Genomic DNA, 17027 nt, shown 5'->3' with positions numbered 1-17027 from the left:
TATTATGATGAAATTATTATAAAAGGATGAAGAAAATAAATTAATGAGTTACCAACCGTTTATAGATGATTCTGCTTCGCTAATCGAGTTTACGCGTGTGTATTTAGCGCTTTTTTATACGTTTGTGGCGGGGTTTTACACCGTTAGAATTATTTATAAAAATCGTTCAACGCCTGCGGGTGTTATTTTTCCTGGCGCTAAGTTTTGTACTAGCTGGTGGAATCATATGGCGTTTAAGTTTTTTAGAGCTGCTATATGGTTTGTGTGTGTGCTGCGTGTGTTTGTGCCTGCCACCGATAACTACTTAGGTATGTTTTATACCTTAAATGGGTGGCCGGGTGTTATGTTTGGCAATATTATGCTCACGGCGGGCTTTGTGCTCAGTATGGTTGTTCATTTTCATATGGCGTCACTTTGGCGCTCGGGTATAGACCCAAATGGGCCTCAAACGCTTAAAACTACAGGGTTATATAGTTTTTCGCGCAATCCTATGTATGTTGGTGTGGCAACTGCTCAGTTGGGGTTCTTTTTAGCATTACCAAGCTTATTTAGCTTAATTTGCCTTGCTGTGGGCTTATATGCGCTTTATAGACAAATAGCTGTTGAAGAAGCGCATTTAGTAACGCGTTTTAATAATGACTACCTAAAATATAAGCAAACCGTACCGCGCTGGTTGTAGGTTATTCAACGGTTGCTTTTATTTGCAGATGGCTATTTATAAAATCTTGCTTTGAAAGCGGTTTAGAATATAAGTAGCCTTGAATGTAATCACAGCCCAACGCGATTAATTGTGCTTGTTGGGTTGGTGTTTCTACCCCTTCGGCGACCACTTCTACCCCTAAGTTATGCGCCATAGTAATTATGGCTTTAATTAGCGCTATACTGCTGCTGTTGGCTTCAATATTTTGTATAAACGATTGATCTATTTTAAGTATATCAATGTCTAACTGCTGCAAGTACGCAAGCGATGAGTACCCAACACCAAAATCATCAATGGCAATATCTATATCAAGCGCATTAAGGCGTTTTAAATGGTGCTGAATCGCGTTATCGGGGTCCATTAAGCTGTTTTCAGTTATCTCAATTAATATTGTATGAGGTGGCAAATTATAAAGTTTGCACGCCTCTACCCATTGGGTAACCCAAACACCGTCGCGATCAATTTCTAAAGGTGAGGTATTTACACTAATTTGCACCGGTGTATAGCTTAGCTTATTAAACTGTACCGCATCGCGAACAGCTTGCGATTTAACCCATTCGCCTAGCTCTTTTATCAAGCCATTTTGCTCTGCTATATCGATAAATTCAACAGGGCCAATAATGCCTCGCTCTGGGTGGTTCCAACGGATCAGCGCTTCTGCTTTTTTTAGCGTACGTGAATGGGGGTCCCATATTGGCTGATAGTAAAGTTCAAATTGGTTGTTATTTAAGCCAATGCGTATTTCTTCTATAAGGCGGCGCTTTTCAATCGCCAGTTCTTCCATTTCGTATGAGAAAAACTCAAACCTGTTTCGCCCCTTACTTTTTGACAAATACATCGCTTGGTCGGCTCGTTTAACTAAGGTTTCGACCGATATGCCGTCATGCGGAAAAAACGCCACGCCTATACTCGCGGTGACCTGCACATGTTCGTTTTTTATGGTTATTGTTCGGGTCAGGCTTTTCATTACATCGTGTGCAATGTGCGAAACCGCTGTTGTATCGCTTATTCCTTTTAGTATTAGGGTAAACTCATCACCGCCTAAGCGCGCCACTATGTCTTGCTGTTTTAAGCATCGGCGAAGTCGCTTAGCCACTTCGTGAAGTAATAAATCACCAAAGTCGTGGCCTAAGCTATCGTTTACCTCTTTAAAGCCGTCTAAATCAATAAATACCAAAGAAAATGGTTGTTCAGGTGTGCTTACAAGCTGTTGCAGGTGCTCATAAAAATAACGGCGGTTAGGTAGGTCGGTTAAGCCATCTTGATAGGCATATTGATGCAGCTGAACATTGGCATTTTCGAGCTCTTTTGTTCTTCGTTTTACTTGGTTTTCTAGCAGGTTATCGCGCTGTTCTATAGTTTGCAGCATGGTATTAAAACAGCTTGTTAGCTTACCCACTTCGTCCTTTGAAAGCTCTTTTGCACGTAAGCTATAGTCGTTAGATGAGGTAATTTGCTCTGCTGTTTGTGCTAAATATAAAATGGGGTTTAAAAAACGTTTTCTGAGCATTAGCGATACAAGCAAACTTAAAATAAAGCTAAAAATCATTAATACAATAATAAACCGGCCATAAAAAGCGGCTCTGTCGTTTAGGTCACTGTCGTCTGCGCGCACAATCAGCGTACCGTAGCGTTGAGCGTCAATTGTTAATGGTGTTTTTACTTCTATTGTATGCGGGGCTGAGCTTTCTTGGCTGTATTTAGGCGACGTTACGCTTGCAAGTTGTTGGCTAAAATTGTTTATCACTTCTACCGATACAATATCGGAGCGCATTAATAGCGGCTCAATCAGCTCTTTTATTGCGGCGGTGTCGTAAAATATTAAAGCAGTACTAATATTGGGGGCTAATATTTGCGAGAGTGATTTTAGGCTTTGTGTTTGTTCTTGTTTTGCGGTTTTTAGCTCATAGGCGCTAAAAACAGCAGTAACGGTAGCGGTAGAAATAAGTGCAACGCTCATTAAAATAAACAGCAGCTTTTTACTCATTGAGTTGAGTGAGAAGTAGTTTTTCATTGTTTACCCCTCAACTACACGTGCTAGGCGCAGCACTTTTGAGCTCATAGTAATGCCTGCTTTTTTAAGCTTGCTTGGGGCAACTTCAAAGCGCACCTTACTACTTGAAAGGAAAAATCGAATATGTCCTTGTGCGGCTATAAAGCCATCGGTTTCGCCAACTATCATTGTATTTTTTAAATTAAGCGCGGGGTGGGCATCTAACCACATGTTATAGGTATTATCGGTAATAAATACTATATCACAGCCCTCAAGTGCAGTTGCCTCGAGGGGAGTTAGTTTATTTCGTAAGTGGCGTTTATGTACTTTTCTGTTTTCTAGGGCGGCATTTGCTATTGCTATAAATTGGCTGTCGGGGCTACAAATTAAAAAGTCGGAGCCGTTTTCGGGTGCAGATTGCCATTGCCCTAAGCGGGCAAAGTTATATAAAAAGCCTGCTTTAAGCACATATTCTTTTTGCACCGCAAACGCGCTTGAGCTTGTACAAAGCGCAAGGCAAAAAAATAGGTAAAGCAATCGATTTAAAGGCTTAAGCATTGGCTCTCTTAAAATGTTGCACTAACAGAAAACGTAACACACTCGTCTATGTAATTAGGAACCGTAAATGTTTCGCGAGTATTGGCGTATTCTATGTGTGAGCCTGCAAATAAATTTTTGCCTGATACTGCTGTGGCCCAGCTATTGTTTATTTTCCAGTTCCATGTAAGGTCTACAGCGGTGTAGTTATCTGTATTGTAAGTACTTGAGTTTTCGGCTCTTAGCGTGGCAAAAATAGAATGCTGCTCAGTTAATTGGTAATTCAGTTTAGTAAATAATTGTCTGTTTACTGAGTCGTAGCCAATAGTAGGGCGCGTTGCATTAGGTAAGTCGTAATCTATTTTTGTATAGCTGTAGCCAACTTCGCTGCTTAAGTCGTCCATTAGTTGCATCGAGAACAATAAATCACCGCCGGTTGTGGTGGTTTCACCTACCGAAACAAAGTCGTAATCTAAGCTTGTTGTTTGAAGCGCCGCAAATGCTTGTGACACTTCCCCGGCTAAGTAAAAGTTTAATGCAGGTATAAATTGTTCTACATGGGGGTTTAAACTAATTACGGCAACATCCTCCGCTTGCGTATTAAATGCAGAAACATCTAAAGACCACTCCGCCTTTGATATACGGTAGCCTAGCTCGTACGAGATATAATTTTCGGCTTTTACGTTATCGTTACCATTTAAAAATGTAGCTATATGATATTGATCTATTTCAGCAATACCCGACTGCATGCCAATTACGTCTGAGATTTTTTGGCCATTTACTCTAAAGTTATCGTTAAATTCAATTAATGTAGGAATACGCACGCTTCGTGAAATTGCTCCCCATGCTAGGTGCTCGTTATTTGGCTGATAGGTAAAGCGGGCAAGGGGTTGATTTTCCCAACCGGTTAAATCGTTATGCTCTATTTTTGTGCCTACAATGAGGTTTAACGTATCTGGAATAACACTGTATTGCGCTTGCAGCATGGCACCGTATTGATGAAGGTCTTCTAAGTCTTTATCGCTATTAATAAAAATGCTGTCTTGAAAAGAAATATCATTAAATCGATAATTAAGCCCCCAATCTACCTGGAGTGCACCGGTAATAAAGTTCATTTGATAATCAACGTCAATCGATTCAAAATCTTCATTTATATAGGGTTGTTCACCATGTTGTTTAAGCCACGACATTTGCAGCATTTGGTTTGCATTATCTGAAAGACGATGCTCAACACGGGTCATTAATCGCGTATCGCGCCTATCAGCAATAGTTGGAAACTGCTGACTGCGGTTAGACGCATCTACTACCCCAGTAAGGTTTTGGCCGTGCTCTGTGTGGGTATGATCCCCTTGCAGGAGGATTGACCACTCATCGCTTGGCGTAAAATCAGCTCTAAAGCCCCCAGCGTGCTGTTTAGTAAAGTCATTAGGTTTAATGCGGCTGCCTTTTTTAGAAGGTGCGGTATTTTTAGTATTATAGTAGCCCCTGTAACTACCAATATCAGAAATATCACCACCATGGCGAAGGCTTATGTCGGCATTTATTTGATTACCTGTAATTGCTTTAGCGTAAGTGTTGCGTGTATCTAAGCTATTTTTAGTAATGATATTGATCACGCCGTTATTTGCGTTATTACCCCATAACAACCCGCCCTGACCACGAATAACCTCAATGCGTTCAATATCGTATAAAGGCACATGCAACGACTCCCAATACACAGCCGCAAATTTGGGGGTATATAGGCTTTGCCCATCTATCATTACTAATAATTTGCTGGAATACCGTGAAGCAACACCGCGTGCAGAAATAGCCCATTGATTGTTATCAAGTTGTCTTACGGCAAGGCCTGGCACCATTTTTAATGCCTCAGGAATAGAGGTAGCGCCCGAGCTTGTAATTTGCTCTTTGCTTAGCACATAAATAGAAGAGGCGGTGTTAAAGGCCGATTGTGCTCGTTTCATTGCAGAAGTTGCTTGAACATCCATTCCCATTAACGCGTCAAGGTCTAAGTCATCGTCGTTTAATGGTTCTGCAGCAAGTATTGGTGAGGCAATAATAAGTGAGCACAATAACTTTTTAGGTATTTTCACCTAGGTTTCTCCACAGGGATCAAAAATCAAAAACAGGATATATTTTTGTAAAACATTTGTTACCACAAAATATTAGCATACTTTATATTGCTAAAAGTACACTTTATTAGGCTAACTAGCATAAATTACTAAGTAGTAAGGATGTTTTAAAACTTAACGCTAAATTATTAAAGTTTTGTAGTTTTTAAATAAAATTAACAAATAAAGCTACAAAATCAAGTAATAAGGCAGTGTACATTAGGCGCTGCTTGTAAATTCGCTTATCTAATTTAGCTCGCTGGCTACGCCATTAATTATTAGATGGTTTGTAAAACGCAGCACACCTAAACACACGCATTAATAAGGTAAATTACTTATAGTTAGCTGGTTCATGCAGGTAAAATAATTTACCCTAAGTGTATTAGTCACTTTTATATTATTTGTTTTTATGAGCCTTCTTTTTTCTATCGCGCTAGCAAGCCTTCCTGCTTTACCCGAACCCGTTGCAAACAATGCCGTAGCTAAGGTTACTGTTGAAAACCAACGCTATTTTTTGAGTTTTATGGGGCTAGGTAAAAACAAACAACACACAGATGTACACAATAAGGTATTTTCACTAAAACTGGGCGACAGCGCATGGCAGCAACAAGCGAGTGTGCCTTCAAGTTTGCCATTAAAGGGGCGCTTAGCCAGTACTGCTGTTGGCTTAGGTGAATACGCTTATATATTTGGTGGCTACACGGTAGATAGCGATCATACTGAAATTTCAAGCCCCGATGTGTACCGTTTCGATATAAAAAACAATACGTATAAACACCTTGCAAGCATGCCAGTACCAGTTGATGACAGCGTAGCGCTAAGCTACAAAGAGCGTTACATATACCTTATTAGCGGCTGGCATAACGATGGCAACGTAAATTTAGTACAAGTGTACGATACTAAAAACAATACATGGCAGCAGGCGTCGCCTTTTTTAGGTGAGCCAGTATTTGGCCAAGCGGCTGCTATTAGTGGTAATACCATTGTTATTTGCGATGGCGTTAAAACCCAAGCAAATTCAGATTCTCGCCGCTCGTTTGCAGGTGTTGCGCAGTGTTTAAAAGGCACAATAAATGCCAACAATCCGCTAAAAATAGATTGGCGTACTTTGCCCCACCCTACGGGGGAGTCGCATTACCGTATGGCTGCTACTAGCTACAATAACAATATTTACATGCTGGGCGGCTCTAATAACCCCTATAACTACAACGGTATTGGTTACAATAAACAGCCCGCCCCGGCGAGCAACCATGTGTGGCGTTTTAATATAAAGCAAAACACGTGGCAGGTATTACCTAATGTAGCTGTTGGCAGTATGGATCACCGTGGCCTACTTGAGCACAATGGGGCTTTATATCGTATTGGCGGCATGAACAATCAGCAGCAAGTAATAAACGATGTACTAGGGTACGAGGTAGCACAGTGAATACACTTTATATTACCGGTGCAGGGGTAAGCGCGGCCAGTGGCATACCTACATTTAGAGGCGAAGATGGCTTTTGGACTATAGGCAGTAAAAATTATACGCCCATGGAAATGGCCACGCGCGCTATGTATCAAAACAATCCACGCGAGTTTTTAGCTTGGTATTACAATCGTTTTGCTGCCTATCGTAACCATGGCCCGAATGAAGTACACCATTGGCTGAGCGATAAAAACTTAATAACCCAAAATATAGATGGCCTTGATGGCAAAGCCGGTAACAAAAATTACATTGCTATACACGGCAGGCTCGATCAAATGACGCTATTTCATGAGCAAGGCGAAGCCGTTAAACCGCTTATGACTCCGTGGGATAGTGTAGATGAAAGCCGCCTGCATGAGTCTCTTTTTGAGCTATTTAATATACAAAACCAAACACCTGAGCTTAATTATTCGTTTAAGCCTTTTGTGTTGTTGTTCGATGAATTTTACACCGAGCTTTACAGAATAACCGAAGCACAACAGCGTATGCTCAACGCCGATAAAATTGTATTTATGGGCACCTCGTTTAGTGTAAATATCACCCAAATGGCATTAGAAGTAGCCCGTAATTACGACATACCTGTAGAAGTGGTAGACCCTAACCCTGTTCACATAATGCACAGCAATGTAACGTACAAAAAAATGAATGCATTAGAATACATCCAATCTAATTAGAAAGTGCTATATTTTAAAGAGATTGCTAATGTTTTCTTAAATATTACAATCTCTTTATATAATATTAACGAGTCAATAATGTTATTATTATCCTTATTATAACAATACTAAAGAGACTTGAATGAGCGACCTAACTGCAATAGCAAACTTGTCCATTTTACTTGTAGAGCCTTCAGAGGTTCAGCAAAAAATAATAATAAAATCGCTTGCAGAAAGTGGTGTTAAACAAGTAGAAACTGCGGCTACTCAAGCGCAGGTTTTATCGTTACTTGAAAGTTACCACCCAGACCTAGTAATAAGCTCGATGTACTTATCAGACGGCACCGCCGACTCATTATTGCAAAAAATAAGACTTAACCCCGCCACTGAACATCAACCTTTTATGCTTATATCGAGCGAGCGTAATAAAAAGTACCTTGAGCAACTACGCCAGTCGGGTGTGTTGGCTATTTTACCTAAGCCTTTTAGCGCAAAAGCCATTACTCGCGCACTCAAAGCAACCCTCGATATAATAAGCGAAGAAGAAGTAGATCTTGATCATTTTGATGTAACGCTACTTCGTGTACTTGTAGTAGACGACAGCCGCTTTGCTCGTAAACACATAATACGCGTACTTGCTGGCATGGGGATCCCCGAACCCGTAGAAGCCGAAAACGGAAAAGAAGCCATAGCGCACCTTAGTGAGCAATCGTTCGATTTAATCGTTACCGATTACAACATGCCAGAAATGGATGGACGCGAACTAACCGAAACTGTACGTGGCTCAAATGCTTACTCGCATATTCCTATTTTAATGGTGAGCTCAGAGGCAAACGACACTCACCTAGCTAATATTGCGCAAGCAGGAGTTGATGCCATTTGCGATAAACCGTTTGAACCGGCCACAGTGCGAGAATTACTTTATAAAATAATGTCTTAGTCTTTTAAAAAACGGCTAACAACATTGGTAGTTAAATACATAACTACCGCTGTTTTGGCTTATTGGCTTGGCACGTTATATAACTGAAACGCTACAAAACATAAAATAACCGCAATACAGCTATCAAATACGCGCCATCTAAACGGGGAGCTTAAAACCTTTTTTAATTTTGGCGCAAACAACACTAAGCTACTAAACCAAATAACAGAGGCCACACAAGCACCAATAGCAAAGTGCATAGGCGCGGGTTGTAATGCGCCAATGCTGCCAAGCAGCAATACGGTGTCTAAATAAACATGTGGATTTAGTAAGCTTATAGCAAAGGCCGCAAGGGCCGTTTTCCACCAGCTCACTTTTATTACCTGAGTTACTTTTAACCCCGATGTGCCTTTAATTGCACTGCGCGCAGAGCCAAATGCTAAGTAAAGTAACATAGCTATACCGCCCCACGTTAACCACGGTAATAACCCCGGCAGCCATAGCTTTAACTCATTAGCGGCAAATACACCTACAATAATTAGCGTGGCGTCGCAAAGAATACAAACCGCAGCTAAAACAAAACGGTTAGCGCCCGCCATACATTGGCTTAAAATCCAAATATTTTGCGCCCCAATGGCAATAATTAAACTTAGCCCTAACATCACGCCCGACAAAAACGACATACTTCTAATCCACTCAAATAAAACCTGTTATCCAATGCCTTGCAGGGTAGGGGGTATTCTGTTACAAATCCAATGAATATATTTATTGTTATATGCGTAAAACTCATGATTGATTACCAGTTACTCAATGCGCTTAGTGCCGTTATAAGTGAAGGCGGATTTGAAAAGGCCTCAAAAAAATTATTTATTACCCAATCGGCGGTGAGTAGGCGTATTCATCAGCTTGAGGCCAAACTAGGCGAGCCCGTATTAATAAGAACCCAGCCGCCAACGCCCACGGCACTTGGTAAACGTTTACTTAATCATTTACAGCAAGTATTACAGCTAGAAGTGGCCCTTAATGTAGAGGCACTTAACGAGCACACAGATTTAAACACCCCGCTTAGCGTAAAGCTTGCTGCTAATGCGGATTCGCTTGCCACCTGGCTGCCCGAAGCACTCGCCGTATTAGATACAGAGCTTGCGTGCAAATTACGCTTTGAAGTCATTAGTGAAGATCAATCCATTGCCCATAAAAGAATGAAAGACGGCGAGGTTATGGTGTGTATTAGCTCATCCCCCGAGCCCGTTAATGGCGGCCTAGTTAGCCCACTTGGCGCCATACGCTACAAAGCCATTGCAAGCCCCGATTTTATAAAACAACATAAGCTTACTGAGCTTTCGCAATTAGCGCATTTACCGTGCTTGGTATTTAGTGAGTATGACAAGCTACAACACCAGTTTTTAGAAGATATTAATGGCTCAGCCCCACTGTTTACCCATATTTACCCTTCGTCAGAGGGATTTAAACAAGCCATGATAGCAGGCCTAGGTTATGGGCTATTACCTACCTTACAGCTAGGAGACTCGCTGATAAAAGGCGAGTTAGTCGATTTATTCCCAGAATATTATATTGATACACCTTTGTATTGGCACTATTGGCAAACCGAAAGCCCGCAGCTTAAAACGTTGCGTAAGTTTGCATTACAAGTAGCAGGCAAACGGTTAGAGCCTATTAACCCATAAAGGCTAAGCCTGCGTTTATAACTGCCCTAATCTGTAAATAAGCAGTGCTGTTTTAGCGGTGTTTTTATTAAGTGAGGTTAAATCGGCGGTTTCGTTTTTAGTGTGTGCGCCATTGCCCATTAGGCCTAGGCCATCAAGCGCCATATCAACATGGTTTGCAGCAAACGAAATATCGGCCGCACCGGCATTACGTGGGTTTGCAGCCTCCACTTTGTTATAGCCTAAGTCTTGGCTTGCTTGGCTATACAGTGCAAGCAGCTTTTTATTACCCTTGGTGAGCCCCATTGGTGGGTAGCCGTCTTCAAAAATAAGCTCAGCGTGGCTGCCATTTAAGCTTTTAGCCACTATTTGCTGCATCACTTTTTTAGCGCCTTCTACCTGCTTTGACGAAAGCGCTCGTAAATCACCCGCTACATGCACGGTTTGCGCAATTACGTTACTTTTACCAAACGCCGTGGCTGACGAGTTAGCACTGTCGTAATCGGCATTTGTACCGCCCACAATAAGCCCAGGGTTAAAGGTTAAATTAGGTTGTGTAGCTAGTTGCTCTCTAAAGTCATTTAAAATACGCGACGCCTCGTAAATAGCGCCATAGCCCACATTGTCACTAAATATTTGCGATGAATGTGCAGCATTGGCCGTTATATTTAACGTCCAGCCGGTATAACCACGGCGCGCCGCCATAGCGGTTTTAATATTGTTATCGCCGTTCTCAAAACCTAGTGCTACGTCAGCCCAAATTGCTGCATCAACAATGGCTTGTTTAGATAAGCTCAGTGGGCGGCCGCTGCTTTCTTCATCGCCGGTAAGCAGTACTTTTACGCTTACGTTTTCAAGTAAATTAAGCGCTTGTAGGCTTTTAAGCGCGGTAATTATAATAGTATTACCACCTTTCATATCGGCTACCCCTGGGCCGCTCGCGGTGTGTTCATCAATTTGTTTATAGGTAGTAAAGTTATCGTGTTTGGCAAACACCGTATCAAGATGGCCGATCATCAGTATTTTTATTGCATCGGGGTTTTTACTTTTGTGCGCAGCTAATACATGCCCTGCACGGTTAAACGCGCTGCCATCTAACCACTCAACCTCAAAACCAATGGCTTTTAGTTGCTCGCTTGCAAGCGCGCCCACCTTTTTTACGCCTTCAATATTAAGCGAGCCGCTATTAATGTTTACCGCTTGTTCTATTTCTTTGAGCGCTTGCGGCATGTTTTGCTCAACTTGTTTTACTATTTCACGCTCGTTTTTATTAAGCGCCGCGTGGCTTGTAAGCGGTAGGGTACTCGCAAGGGTAAAAATAAGTGCTTGGCTAAATTTTAAAACTGACATAACAGCCTAATAATTGAAAGGTAGTTCAGCTAATATGAAGTAAAAATACAGAGTATTCAATAGGCGTGGTTTATGATTTGTATAAATAATAACGACTTATAAGTTTAAAAGTTATGGAGTGTGCGCATTATAAAACTAAAGAAAATTAAATAGACACCCACCCTAAGTTTTGCATTAAGTGAGCCGCCAGATTAAATAAAGTGGGTGTCATCTTAATTAAAAGGAGTTGAGTAAATTTGCTAGAAACTAAAAGACTTTTTCTTCGTCCATTAACTAGTAACGATATTAAACCTTTATCACTAATTTTATCTGATCCTGAGGTTATGTTTTATTCTTTAAATGGTGTCATGGATGAAATCGCAACATCAAATTTTGTCCAATGGTGTCAAAAAAGCTATGACGAATATGACTTCGGGCCTTGGGCAATAATTGATAAAAATAATTACAAGTTGCTTGGCTTTTCAGGCCTAAATAAAGAAACATATAATGATAAGCTAGTCGTAAATTTAGGATATAGACTTGGCAGAGAGCATTGGAATAAGGGCTATGCCACTGAAGCTGTTTGTGCAGTTCTTGAATATGCTTTCACTAACTTAAATATTCCAGAAATAATTGCGATTGTGGAGCCTGAAAATACGGGATCAATTAGTGTTTTAGAGAAGCTTGGGTTTGGTGTGTTTGAGCTGGGCCAGTACCACAAAAAGGCAGTTAAACAGTACACCTTAACCATAAAACAGTGGCGATGCTTTAGTAACTCATTCAATTAGACGCTTTACTACTGCAGGCTCATGGTGTCAGGTAGGCTGCCGTCATATCCCAATGGGGAATACATTGTAGTGAGTGATCCATAATAAAACCCATTAAACTATTAACCACTTATAGTGTTCACTTTGATAGGCTAAGCTTCAGGCTTTTGTTTGTATAAAAAGCAAAATATTACATGACAGTGCATAAACAACTGGCATACTTGTCACCTTTATTTTTTACAGGGAAGTTAAATGAACTTAAATCAAATTACATTACCCGTTACGGATATGGAAATTTCGACTAAATTTTATCGCGACTTAGGTTTTACCCAAATTGTAGACACCCCACATTATGCTCGCTTTGAATGCCCAGATGGGGATTCAACTTTCTCATTGTCTTTAGATCGAGGTGAGTTTGATTGTGGCACGGTAATATATTTTGAACATGAACAATTAGATGAACTGGTTGAGGCTTTAAAAGTTAAAGGTTTTGTATTTATACAAGAACCTACAGACCAGAGTTATTTATGGCGAGAGGCCGTACTGCATGATCCGTCAGGACATAAAATTAAGCTCTATTGGGCGGGTGTTAATAGAGTTAACCCACCTTGGCGTGTAGAAGTACGCAGCTAATCAGACCTTTAATTATGCAGTGTTCAACCTTACGCTATTAAAATCTAACCTCAAAATACAAACAACCATCAGGTTTAACGCTATTGGCATTAAACCTGGCAGCTCAAATTTAACCAATCAGCGTTAATTAGTCGGCATTAAATATATCTCGCGCACGTTGTTGCGCTGGTTTGCTTCATCAAAAATGGGGTGTAGGGGCTATGGTGGTACAGCGGCCATTCTACACACCATTTCCTCAACTAAGTTTTGCCCAAACCCGTAAGCAAACAAACCATTTAGTTGCGCCATAAATAGAGCCTTTAATAGGCTTACGGCCAGCGGCTGAGCTGGTTAATATAAAGTGGCCTTTGTTTTAGCCCACATGTCTGTGCGCTTTATTTAGAAATTTGCTACCACAACAAAGTAATGCACAGTATCCTGTACATGTAATAATTTCCAGCTAGACTTGTCTTATATAATGTACAAGTGAGGTGCAAAATGAGAATAGTGTCTTTTACCGAAGCCCGAAATAGTCTAAAAGCCGTTTTGGATAATGTAATTAATGATGCAGATACGACAGTAATCACTCGCCGTGACGCTGAAGATGCAGTTGTAATGTCATTAGATTACTACAACAGCCTTATGGAAACTGTTCATTTACTTCGCTCTCCAGCGAACGCTGAACATTTAAACCGTTCAATTGCGCAGTTTAAAGCGGGCAAAACGACTCCACGAGAACTTATTGATGAGTAACAGGTTATTATCATGGACTGATGAAGCTTGGAATAGTTACGTCTACTGGCAGACTCAAGATAAGAAAACCTTGAAACGTATAAATAAGCTAATTGTCGATGTTAAGCTTTCTCCATTTGATGGGATTGGAAAACCGGAACCCCTCAAAGAAAATCTTTCAGGCTTTTGGTCTCGCAGAATAGATGATACAAATCGTTTGGTATATGCCGTGGATGATACAGCAATTACAGTTATCTCGTGCCGTTACCATTACTAAATAAACAAGACACCCATCTTAAATTCTTCATTCTATCCAGCCAGTATTTATTAAAAAAACCATCAGGTTTAACGCCATTGGCATTAAACCTGACAGCTCAAATTTAACCAAACAACGTTAATTAGTCGGCATTAAATAAATCTCGCGCACGTTGTTGCGCTGGTTTGCTTCAATGGCAAACAGTACGGCGTCGGCTACATCTTGCGGGTCGAGCTTATCGGGCTTTGCTTCATCAAAAAATGGGGTGTTTACCATGCCAGGGGCTATGGTGGTACAGCGGCCGTTCCACTCGCTCATTTCCTCAGCTAAGTTTTGCCCAAACCCGTAAGCAAACCATTTAGTTGCACCGTAAATAGAGCCTTTTATTGGCTTACGGCCAGCGGCTGAGCTGGTTAATATAAAGTGGCCTTTGTTTTGGCGTAAATGGGGCAGGGTTGCTTTTGCCGTCCACAGCAGGGCTTTAATGTTTACGTCTATCATGGTTGACCATTCATCGGGGTCGCCTTTTTCAGTGCCTGCGGTTGAAACGCCCATACCTGCGTTGGCAAATGCGGCATCTAGTCGGCCAAATTTTTTAAGCCCTTTTGTTACTACGTTTTCAAGTTCGGTAAAGTCGGTGGCATCTGCGGGTACACTCAGTGCGTTATCTTCACCTAACGACTCAACTAGTTCAGCTAATTTATCTTCACTTCTGGCGGTAAGAATGACTTTATGGCCGTTATTAACCAATGTTTTTGCACTCGCTTCACCTATGCCACTAGAGGCACCTGTAATTAGAACTACTTTTTCTTTCGCCATGATTATTTCTCCTATGTTTACATATTCAAAATGATAAGAACGGTTTAACTAATACGTGCTATTAACTGTACCAGTTCTGGGTTAACGGGGCTTGAATGCAGGTCACTTTACGAATGAAGTATTTGGATGATCTTAGATGAGTGGCTTTAATGGGTTTTTGCAAAGGTGGAGTGTTCGTTTTTGTTATACTTTTTATAAAAAAAGCGCACCTTAAAGTGCGCTATACGTTTATTGTGTTATGTCAAAGCTAACTGAAAGGTCCTCAGTTTGCGGTACACTAATTTGCTTAAGTTGATAAACAGTGAAATCAGTATCTTCTAGCTCTGCATCGTCTATATGTGCGGTGCACGTATAGCCAAGTTGGTAGTCTCCCGGTGTAATGAAAGCAAGCTCAAACTCATATTGGTTATCGTCTTGATAAAATACAACATTTGCGGTCGCAAGTGGAGCATCTTCTGGGGTTTGCTCATCTATTTCGTATATATCTTTAGGTACTTGAGCATCTGATGAATATAAATATACGGCGTGTCCAAACGTTGAATCTGCAGCAGCAGTGGCGATATTGTCTGTTTCACAGTTATTAATAAGCGCTTGGCTTACTGTGCCTTCAATTTCTTGTGACTCAGAAAGATTTTGTAATCGTACGCCTCTAGGTTTTAAAAAGATCTCCTCATTATTTTGGGGATCGACCAGCGATTTTTTTAGGTCAAATTCTAAAACAAAGTCGTTATCAGTTTGGTTAAGTGTAAAGCCATCGAGTTGTATTTCGCCTACACCATCATTCCCTTTTCTTTTTACCACGAGCGGAGCAATGCTGTCGTCTTCGTATACTACGTGAGATGTAAAACTAAGGTTATTAGTATCGCCATTTATAACCTGAGCGCGGATCCACGAGTATTCGCCTGCTGGCACTTCTTGATCGTCAAGCAGCTCAAAAACATCGTCCCCGGTGTAATCGAGCAAATTAACCATTTGTGGTTGAGATGCGTCAGTTTCACTTCGGGTTTCAAAACTAAATTCTTCATCGCCTTGTGTTTTAATAGTGATTGAATCAAACACGACGTTAACCGCTTTTAAACCACTAACCGGCGCATCTGACACACCAAGGCTAAAGGTTGACTTGTCGCTAGATTGTGGCGGTGTTGTGTCATTGTCATCACTTGAAGAGCCACACCCGGCTAATGCAAAAAGAACGGCGCTGCTGACTATTGTTGATTTAAAATTCATGATTTACTCCTTTAGTTTATAAAGCGGATTGTAGAAGGGCTAAGCTGAATTTAGATTGAACTGGTTTTTAGAATAGTTACTTGAAATTAATCTTTATTTTACTTTGCGCATTTTTGAACAAAAGTATGTACGCCATAGGTTAACTAGTTTGTGAGCACTAAAGTTTTAAGTGTGAAAATTTAAGCGAAAAAAAGAAAAACTTTGCCCAATTAATTTGCTGATATAGGCACACCTTCCACTTATTTTAATGCTATCGCTTTAAAATTTTTACTATATACTCCCGCCACTTCTTTTGAAGTGTATAGATTTAATTCTTGCTGATAATCAGCCCATAGTTGGAATATGTATGAAAGATAAACTTATTGCGTTTTGGCAAAGCCATTCAGAAACAATCATCACTTTAGGTTACAAAGTGGTATTAGCTTTGGCTATTTTAGTTGCGAGTGCGCTTATTGCGCGTTCAGTAAAAAAAGCGATTAAAAACTCTAAGTCGCCATTAAAAAAAGTAGACGAAACGCTACTGCCGCTTTTATCGAGCATTGCCGGGTATTTAGTTTACATAATTGCTGGGCTGTTTATTTTAGATATTTTTGGCGTTAATACGGCAAGCTTAATAGCGCTAATGGGCGCGGCGGGTTTAGCGATTGGTTTGGCGCTTAAAAACACCTTAAGTAATATTGCCGCTGGCATTATGCTACTCATACTTAGGCCATTTAAAATAGGCGACTTTGTAGATGCGAGCGGCACGCTTGGCACAGTAAACGAAATAAACTTATTTACGACCATTTTTAAAACCACCGACGGCCTGTATATCGCATCGCCTAACGGTAAAGTGTGGGGCGGCAACATTAAAAACTTTACCCGTAACGGTAAAAGGCGTATGGATATAGTGGTGGGAATTTCGTTCGCCGACTCTATTGATGTAGGCTTAAATGTACTTAAAGAAGTTGCCGAATCAGAAAGCCGATTACTCGCAGAGCCCGCGCCTAAAGTAATGGTTACTTCAATAGGCGAAAGCGCAGTAAATATTCAATTACGTGCATGGGCTGTAAATGGCGATTACTGGCAAACCGTGTGGGATTTAAATAAACGCGTTAAAGAGGCCATAGAAGGCGCGGGGCTGAGTATTCCGTTTCCGCAGCGAACGCTGCATATATCTGAGTCGATGGCATCGGCAATAACGGTTAATAACGGTAAATAAAACCTTTAAACACTATTAGCACAAACACAAATAAAATAGCGA

At 40.9% G+C, this 17027-nt stretch carries 17 protein-coding genes and 1 pseudogene; 10 read left to right on the top strand and 8 right to left on the bottom strand.

The window, feature by feature from the left end; genetic code table 11:
• Positions 1–43 precede the first annotated feature (43 nt).
• Complete coding sequence (locus PAT01_RS05470; protein WP_154945101.1) at positions 44–679, top strand: methyltransferase family protein; 636 nt, start codon at positions 44–46, stop codon at positions 677–679.
• A 1-nt stretch (position 680) separates the two neighbouring features.
• Here PAT01_RS05470 and PAT01_RS05465 read toward each other — a convergent pair whose 3' ends face one another.
• From PAT01_RS05465 to PAT01_RS05455, 3 genes are read right to left on the bottom strand one after another with little or no spacing between them, the layout of a single operon-like run.
• Positions 681–2714, bottom strand: coding sequence for a bifunctional diguanylate cyclase/phosphodiesterase (locus PAT01_RS05465; RefSeq protein ID WP_154945099.1), 2034 nt, complete (start codon positions 2712–2714; stop codon positions 681–683).
• A gap of 3 nt (positions 2715–2717) precedes the next feature.
• Positions 2718–3251 (bottom strand): YfiR family protein, encoded by a 534-nt coding sequence (locus tag PAT01_RS05460; protein WP_095206797.1) that lies wholly within the window; start codon positions 3249–3251, stop codon positions 2718–2720.
• Positions 3252–3259: 8 nt separating this feature from the next.
• Positions 3260–5320 carry a TonB-dependent receptor plug domain-containing protein gene (locus tag PAT01_RS05455; RefSeq protein WP_154945097.1) on the bottom strand — a complete coding sequence of 687 codons (2061 nt, stop codon included), beginning with the start codon at positions 5318–5320 and terminating at the stop codon, positions 3260–3262.
• 427 nt (positions 5321–5747) lie between these two features.
• Between PAT01_RS05455 and PAT01_RS05450 the strand changes: the two genes are divergently transcribed.
• The 3 genes from PAT01_RS05450 to PAT01_RS05440 all read left to right on the top strand — a co-directional run bounded on the left by PAT01_RS05450 (position 5748) and on the right by PAT01_RS05440 (position 8396).
• The gene (locus PAT01_RS05450; RefSeq protein ID WP_154945095.1) at positions 5748–6764 is read left to right on the top strand and encodes a Kelch repeat-containing protein; all 1017 of its coding nucleotides are present in this window, start codon (positions 5748–5750) and stop codon (positions 6762–6764) included.
• Complete coding sequence (locus tag PAT01_RS05445) at positions 6761–7477, top strand: SIR2 family NAD-dependent protein deacylase (RefSeq protein WP_154945093.1); 717 nt, start codon at positions 6761–6763, stop codon at positions 7475–7477. Before PAT01_RS05450 ends, PAT01_RS05445 begins: the two co-directional genes overlap by 4 nt.
• 121 nt (positions 7478–7598) lie before the next feature.
• Positions 7599–8396, top strand: coding sequence for a response regulator (locus PAT01_RS05440; RefSeq protein WP_004587007.1), 798 nt, complete (start codon positions 7599–7601; stop codon positions 8394–8396).
• 59 nt (positions 8397–8455) lie between these two features.
• On the opposite strand, the gene PAT01_RS05435 is transcribed toward PAT01_RS05440, so the two are convergent.
• Positions 8456–9058, bottom strand: coding sequence for a LysE/ArgO family amino acid transporter (locus PAT01_RS05435; protein ID WP_024032917.1), 603 nt, complete (start codon positions 9056–9058; stop codon positions 8456–8458).
• Between the two features lie 105 nt (positions 9059–9163).
• Here PAT01_RS05435 and PAT01_RS05430 point away from each other — a divergent pair, with 105 nt between their 5' ends.
• The gene (locus tag PAT01_RS05430) at positions 9164–10063 is read left to right on the top strand and encodes a LysR family transcriptional regulator ArgP (protein ID WP_064387159.1); all 900 of its coding nucleotides are present in this window, start codon (positions 9164–9166) and stop codon (positions 10061–10063) included.
• A gap of 15 nt (positions 10064–10078) precedes the next feature.
• Here the strand turns inward: PAT01_RS05430 and PAT01_RS05425 are convergent, their stop codons facing one another.
• Positions 10079–11392, bottom strand: coding sequence for a M20/M25/M40 family metallo-hydrolase (locus PAT01_RS05425; protein WP_154945092.1), 1314 nt, complete (start codon positions 11390–11392; stop codon positions 10079–10081).
• Positions 11393–11628: 236 nt separating this feature from the next.
• Between PAT01_RS05425 and PAT01_RS05420 the strand changes: the two genes are divergently transcribed.
• Together PAT01_RS05420 and PAT01_RS05415 are read left to right on the top strand one after the other, a co-directional pair.
• Entirely contained in the window at positions 11629–12159 is a 531-nt protein-coding gene (locus tag PAT01_RS05420) for a GNAT family N-acetyltransferase (RefSeq protein ID WP_154945090.1), read from the top strand.
• A 231-nt stretch (positions 12160–12390) separates the two neighbouring features.
• Positions 12391–12771 carry a VOC family protein gene (locus PAT01_RS05415; protein WP_138685243.1) on the top strand — a complete coding sequence of 127 codons (381 nt, stop codon included), beginning with the start codon at positions 12391–12393 and terminating at the stop codon, positions 12769–12771.
• 123 nt (positions 12772–12894) lie between these two features.
• Here PAT01_RS05415 and PAT01_RS05410 read toward each other — a convergent pair.
• Positions 12895–13117: pseudogene (locus PAT01_RS05410) on the bottom strand (short-chain dehydrogenase); the annotation flags it as partial.
• Between the two features lie 131 nt (positions 13118–13248).
• Between PAT01_RS05410 and PAT01_RS05405 the strand changes: the two are divergent.
• Positions 13249–13503 carry a type II toxin-antitoxin system Phd/YefM family antitoxin gene (locus tag PAT01_RS05405; protein ID WP_064387155.1) on the top strand — a complete coding sequence of 85 codons (255 nt, stop codon included), beginning with the start codon at positions 13249–13251 and terminating at the stop codon, positions 13501–13503.
• Positions 13496–13759, top strand: a complete 264-nt coding sequence (locus tag PAT01_RS05400) for a Txe/YoeB family addiction module toxin (RefSeq protein ID WP_154945088.1) — start codon at positions 13496–13498, stop codon at positions 13757–13759. The genes PAT01_RS05405 and PAT01_RS05400 overlap by 8 nt, the downstream gene beginning before the upstream one ends.
• 117 nt (positions 13760–13876) lie before the next feature.
• Here PAT01_RS05400 and PAT01_RS05395 read toward each other — a convergent pair whose 3' ends face one another.
• Together PAT01_RS05395 and PAT01_RS05390 are read right to left on the bottom strand one after the other, a co-directional pair.
• Complete coding sequence (locus PAT01_RS05395) at positions 13877–14557, bottom strand: SDR family oxidoreductase (protein ID WP_096042718.1); 681 nt, start codon at positions 14555–14557, stop codon at positions 13877–13879.
• Between the two features lie 228 nt (positions 14558–14785).
• Positions 14786–15784, bottom strand: coding sequence for a DUF4382 domain-containing protein (locus PAT01_RS05390; protein WP_154945086.1), 999 nt, complete (start codon positions 15782–15784; stop codon positions 14786–14788).
• Between the two features lie 346 nt (positions 15785–16130).
• Between PAT01_RS05390 and PAT01_RS05385 the strand changes: the two genes are divergently transcribed.
• Positions 16131–16985, top strand: a complete 855-nt coding sequence (locus PAT01_RS05385; RefSeq protein ID WP_154945084.1) for a mechanosensitive ion channel family protein — start codon at positions 16131–16133, stop codon at positions 16983–16985.
• Positions 16986–17027 lie beyond the last annotated feature (42 nt).

Origin of the sequence: Pseudoalteromonas atlantica (assembly GCA_007988745.1) — a bacterium.
Lineage (GTDB): Bacteria > Pseudomonadota > Gammaproteobacteria > Enterobacterales > Alteromonadaceae > Pseudoalteromonas > Pseudoalteromonas atlantica.
Note: the sequence above shows the minus strand (reverse complement) of the source record. Positions and strands in the feature narration are given on the sequence as shown.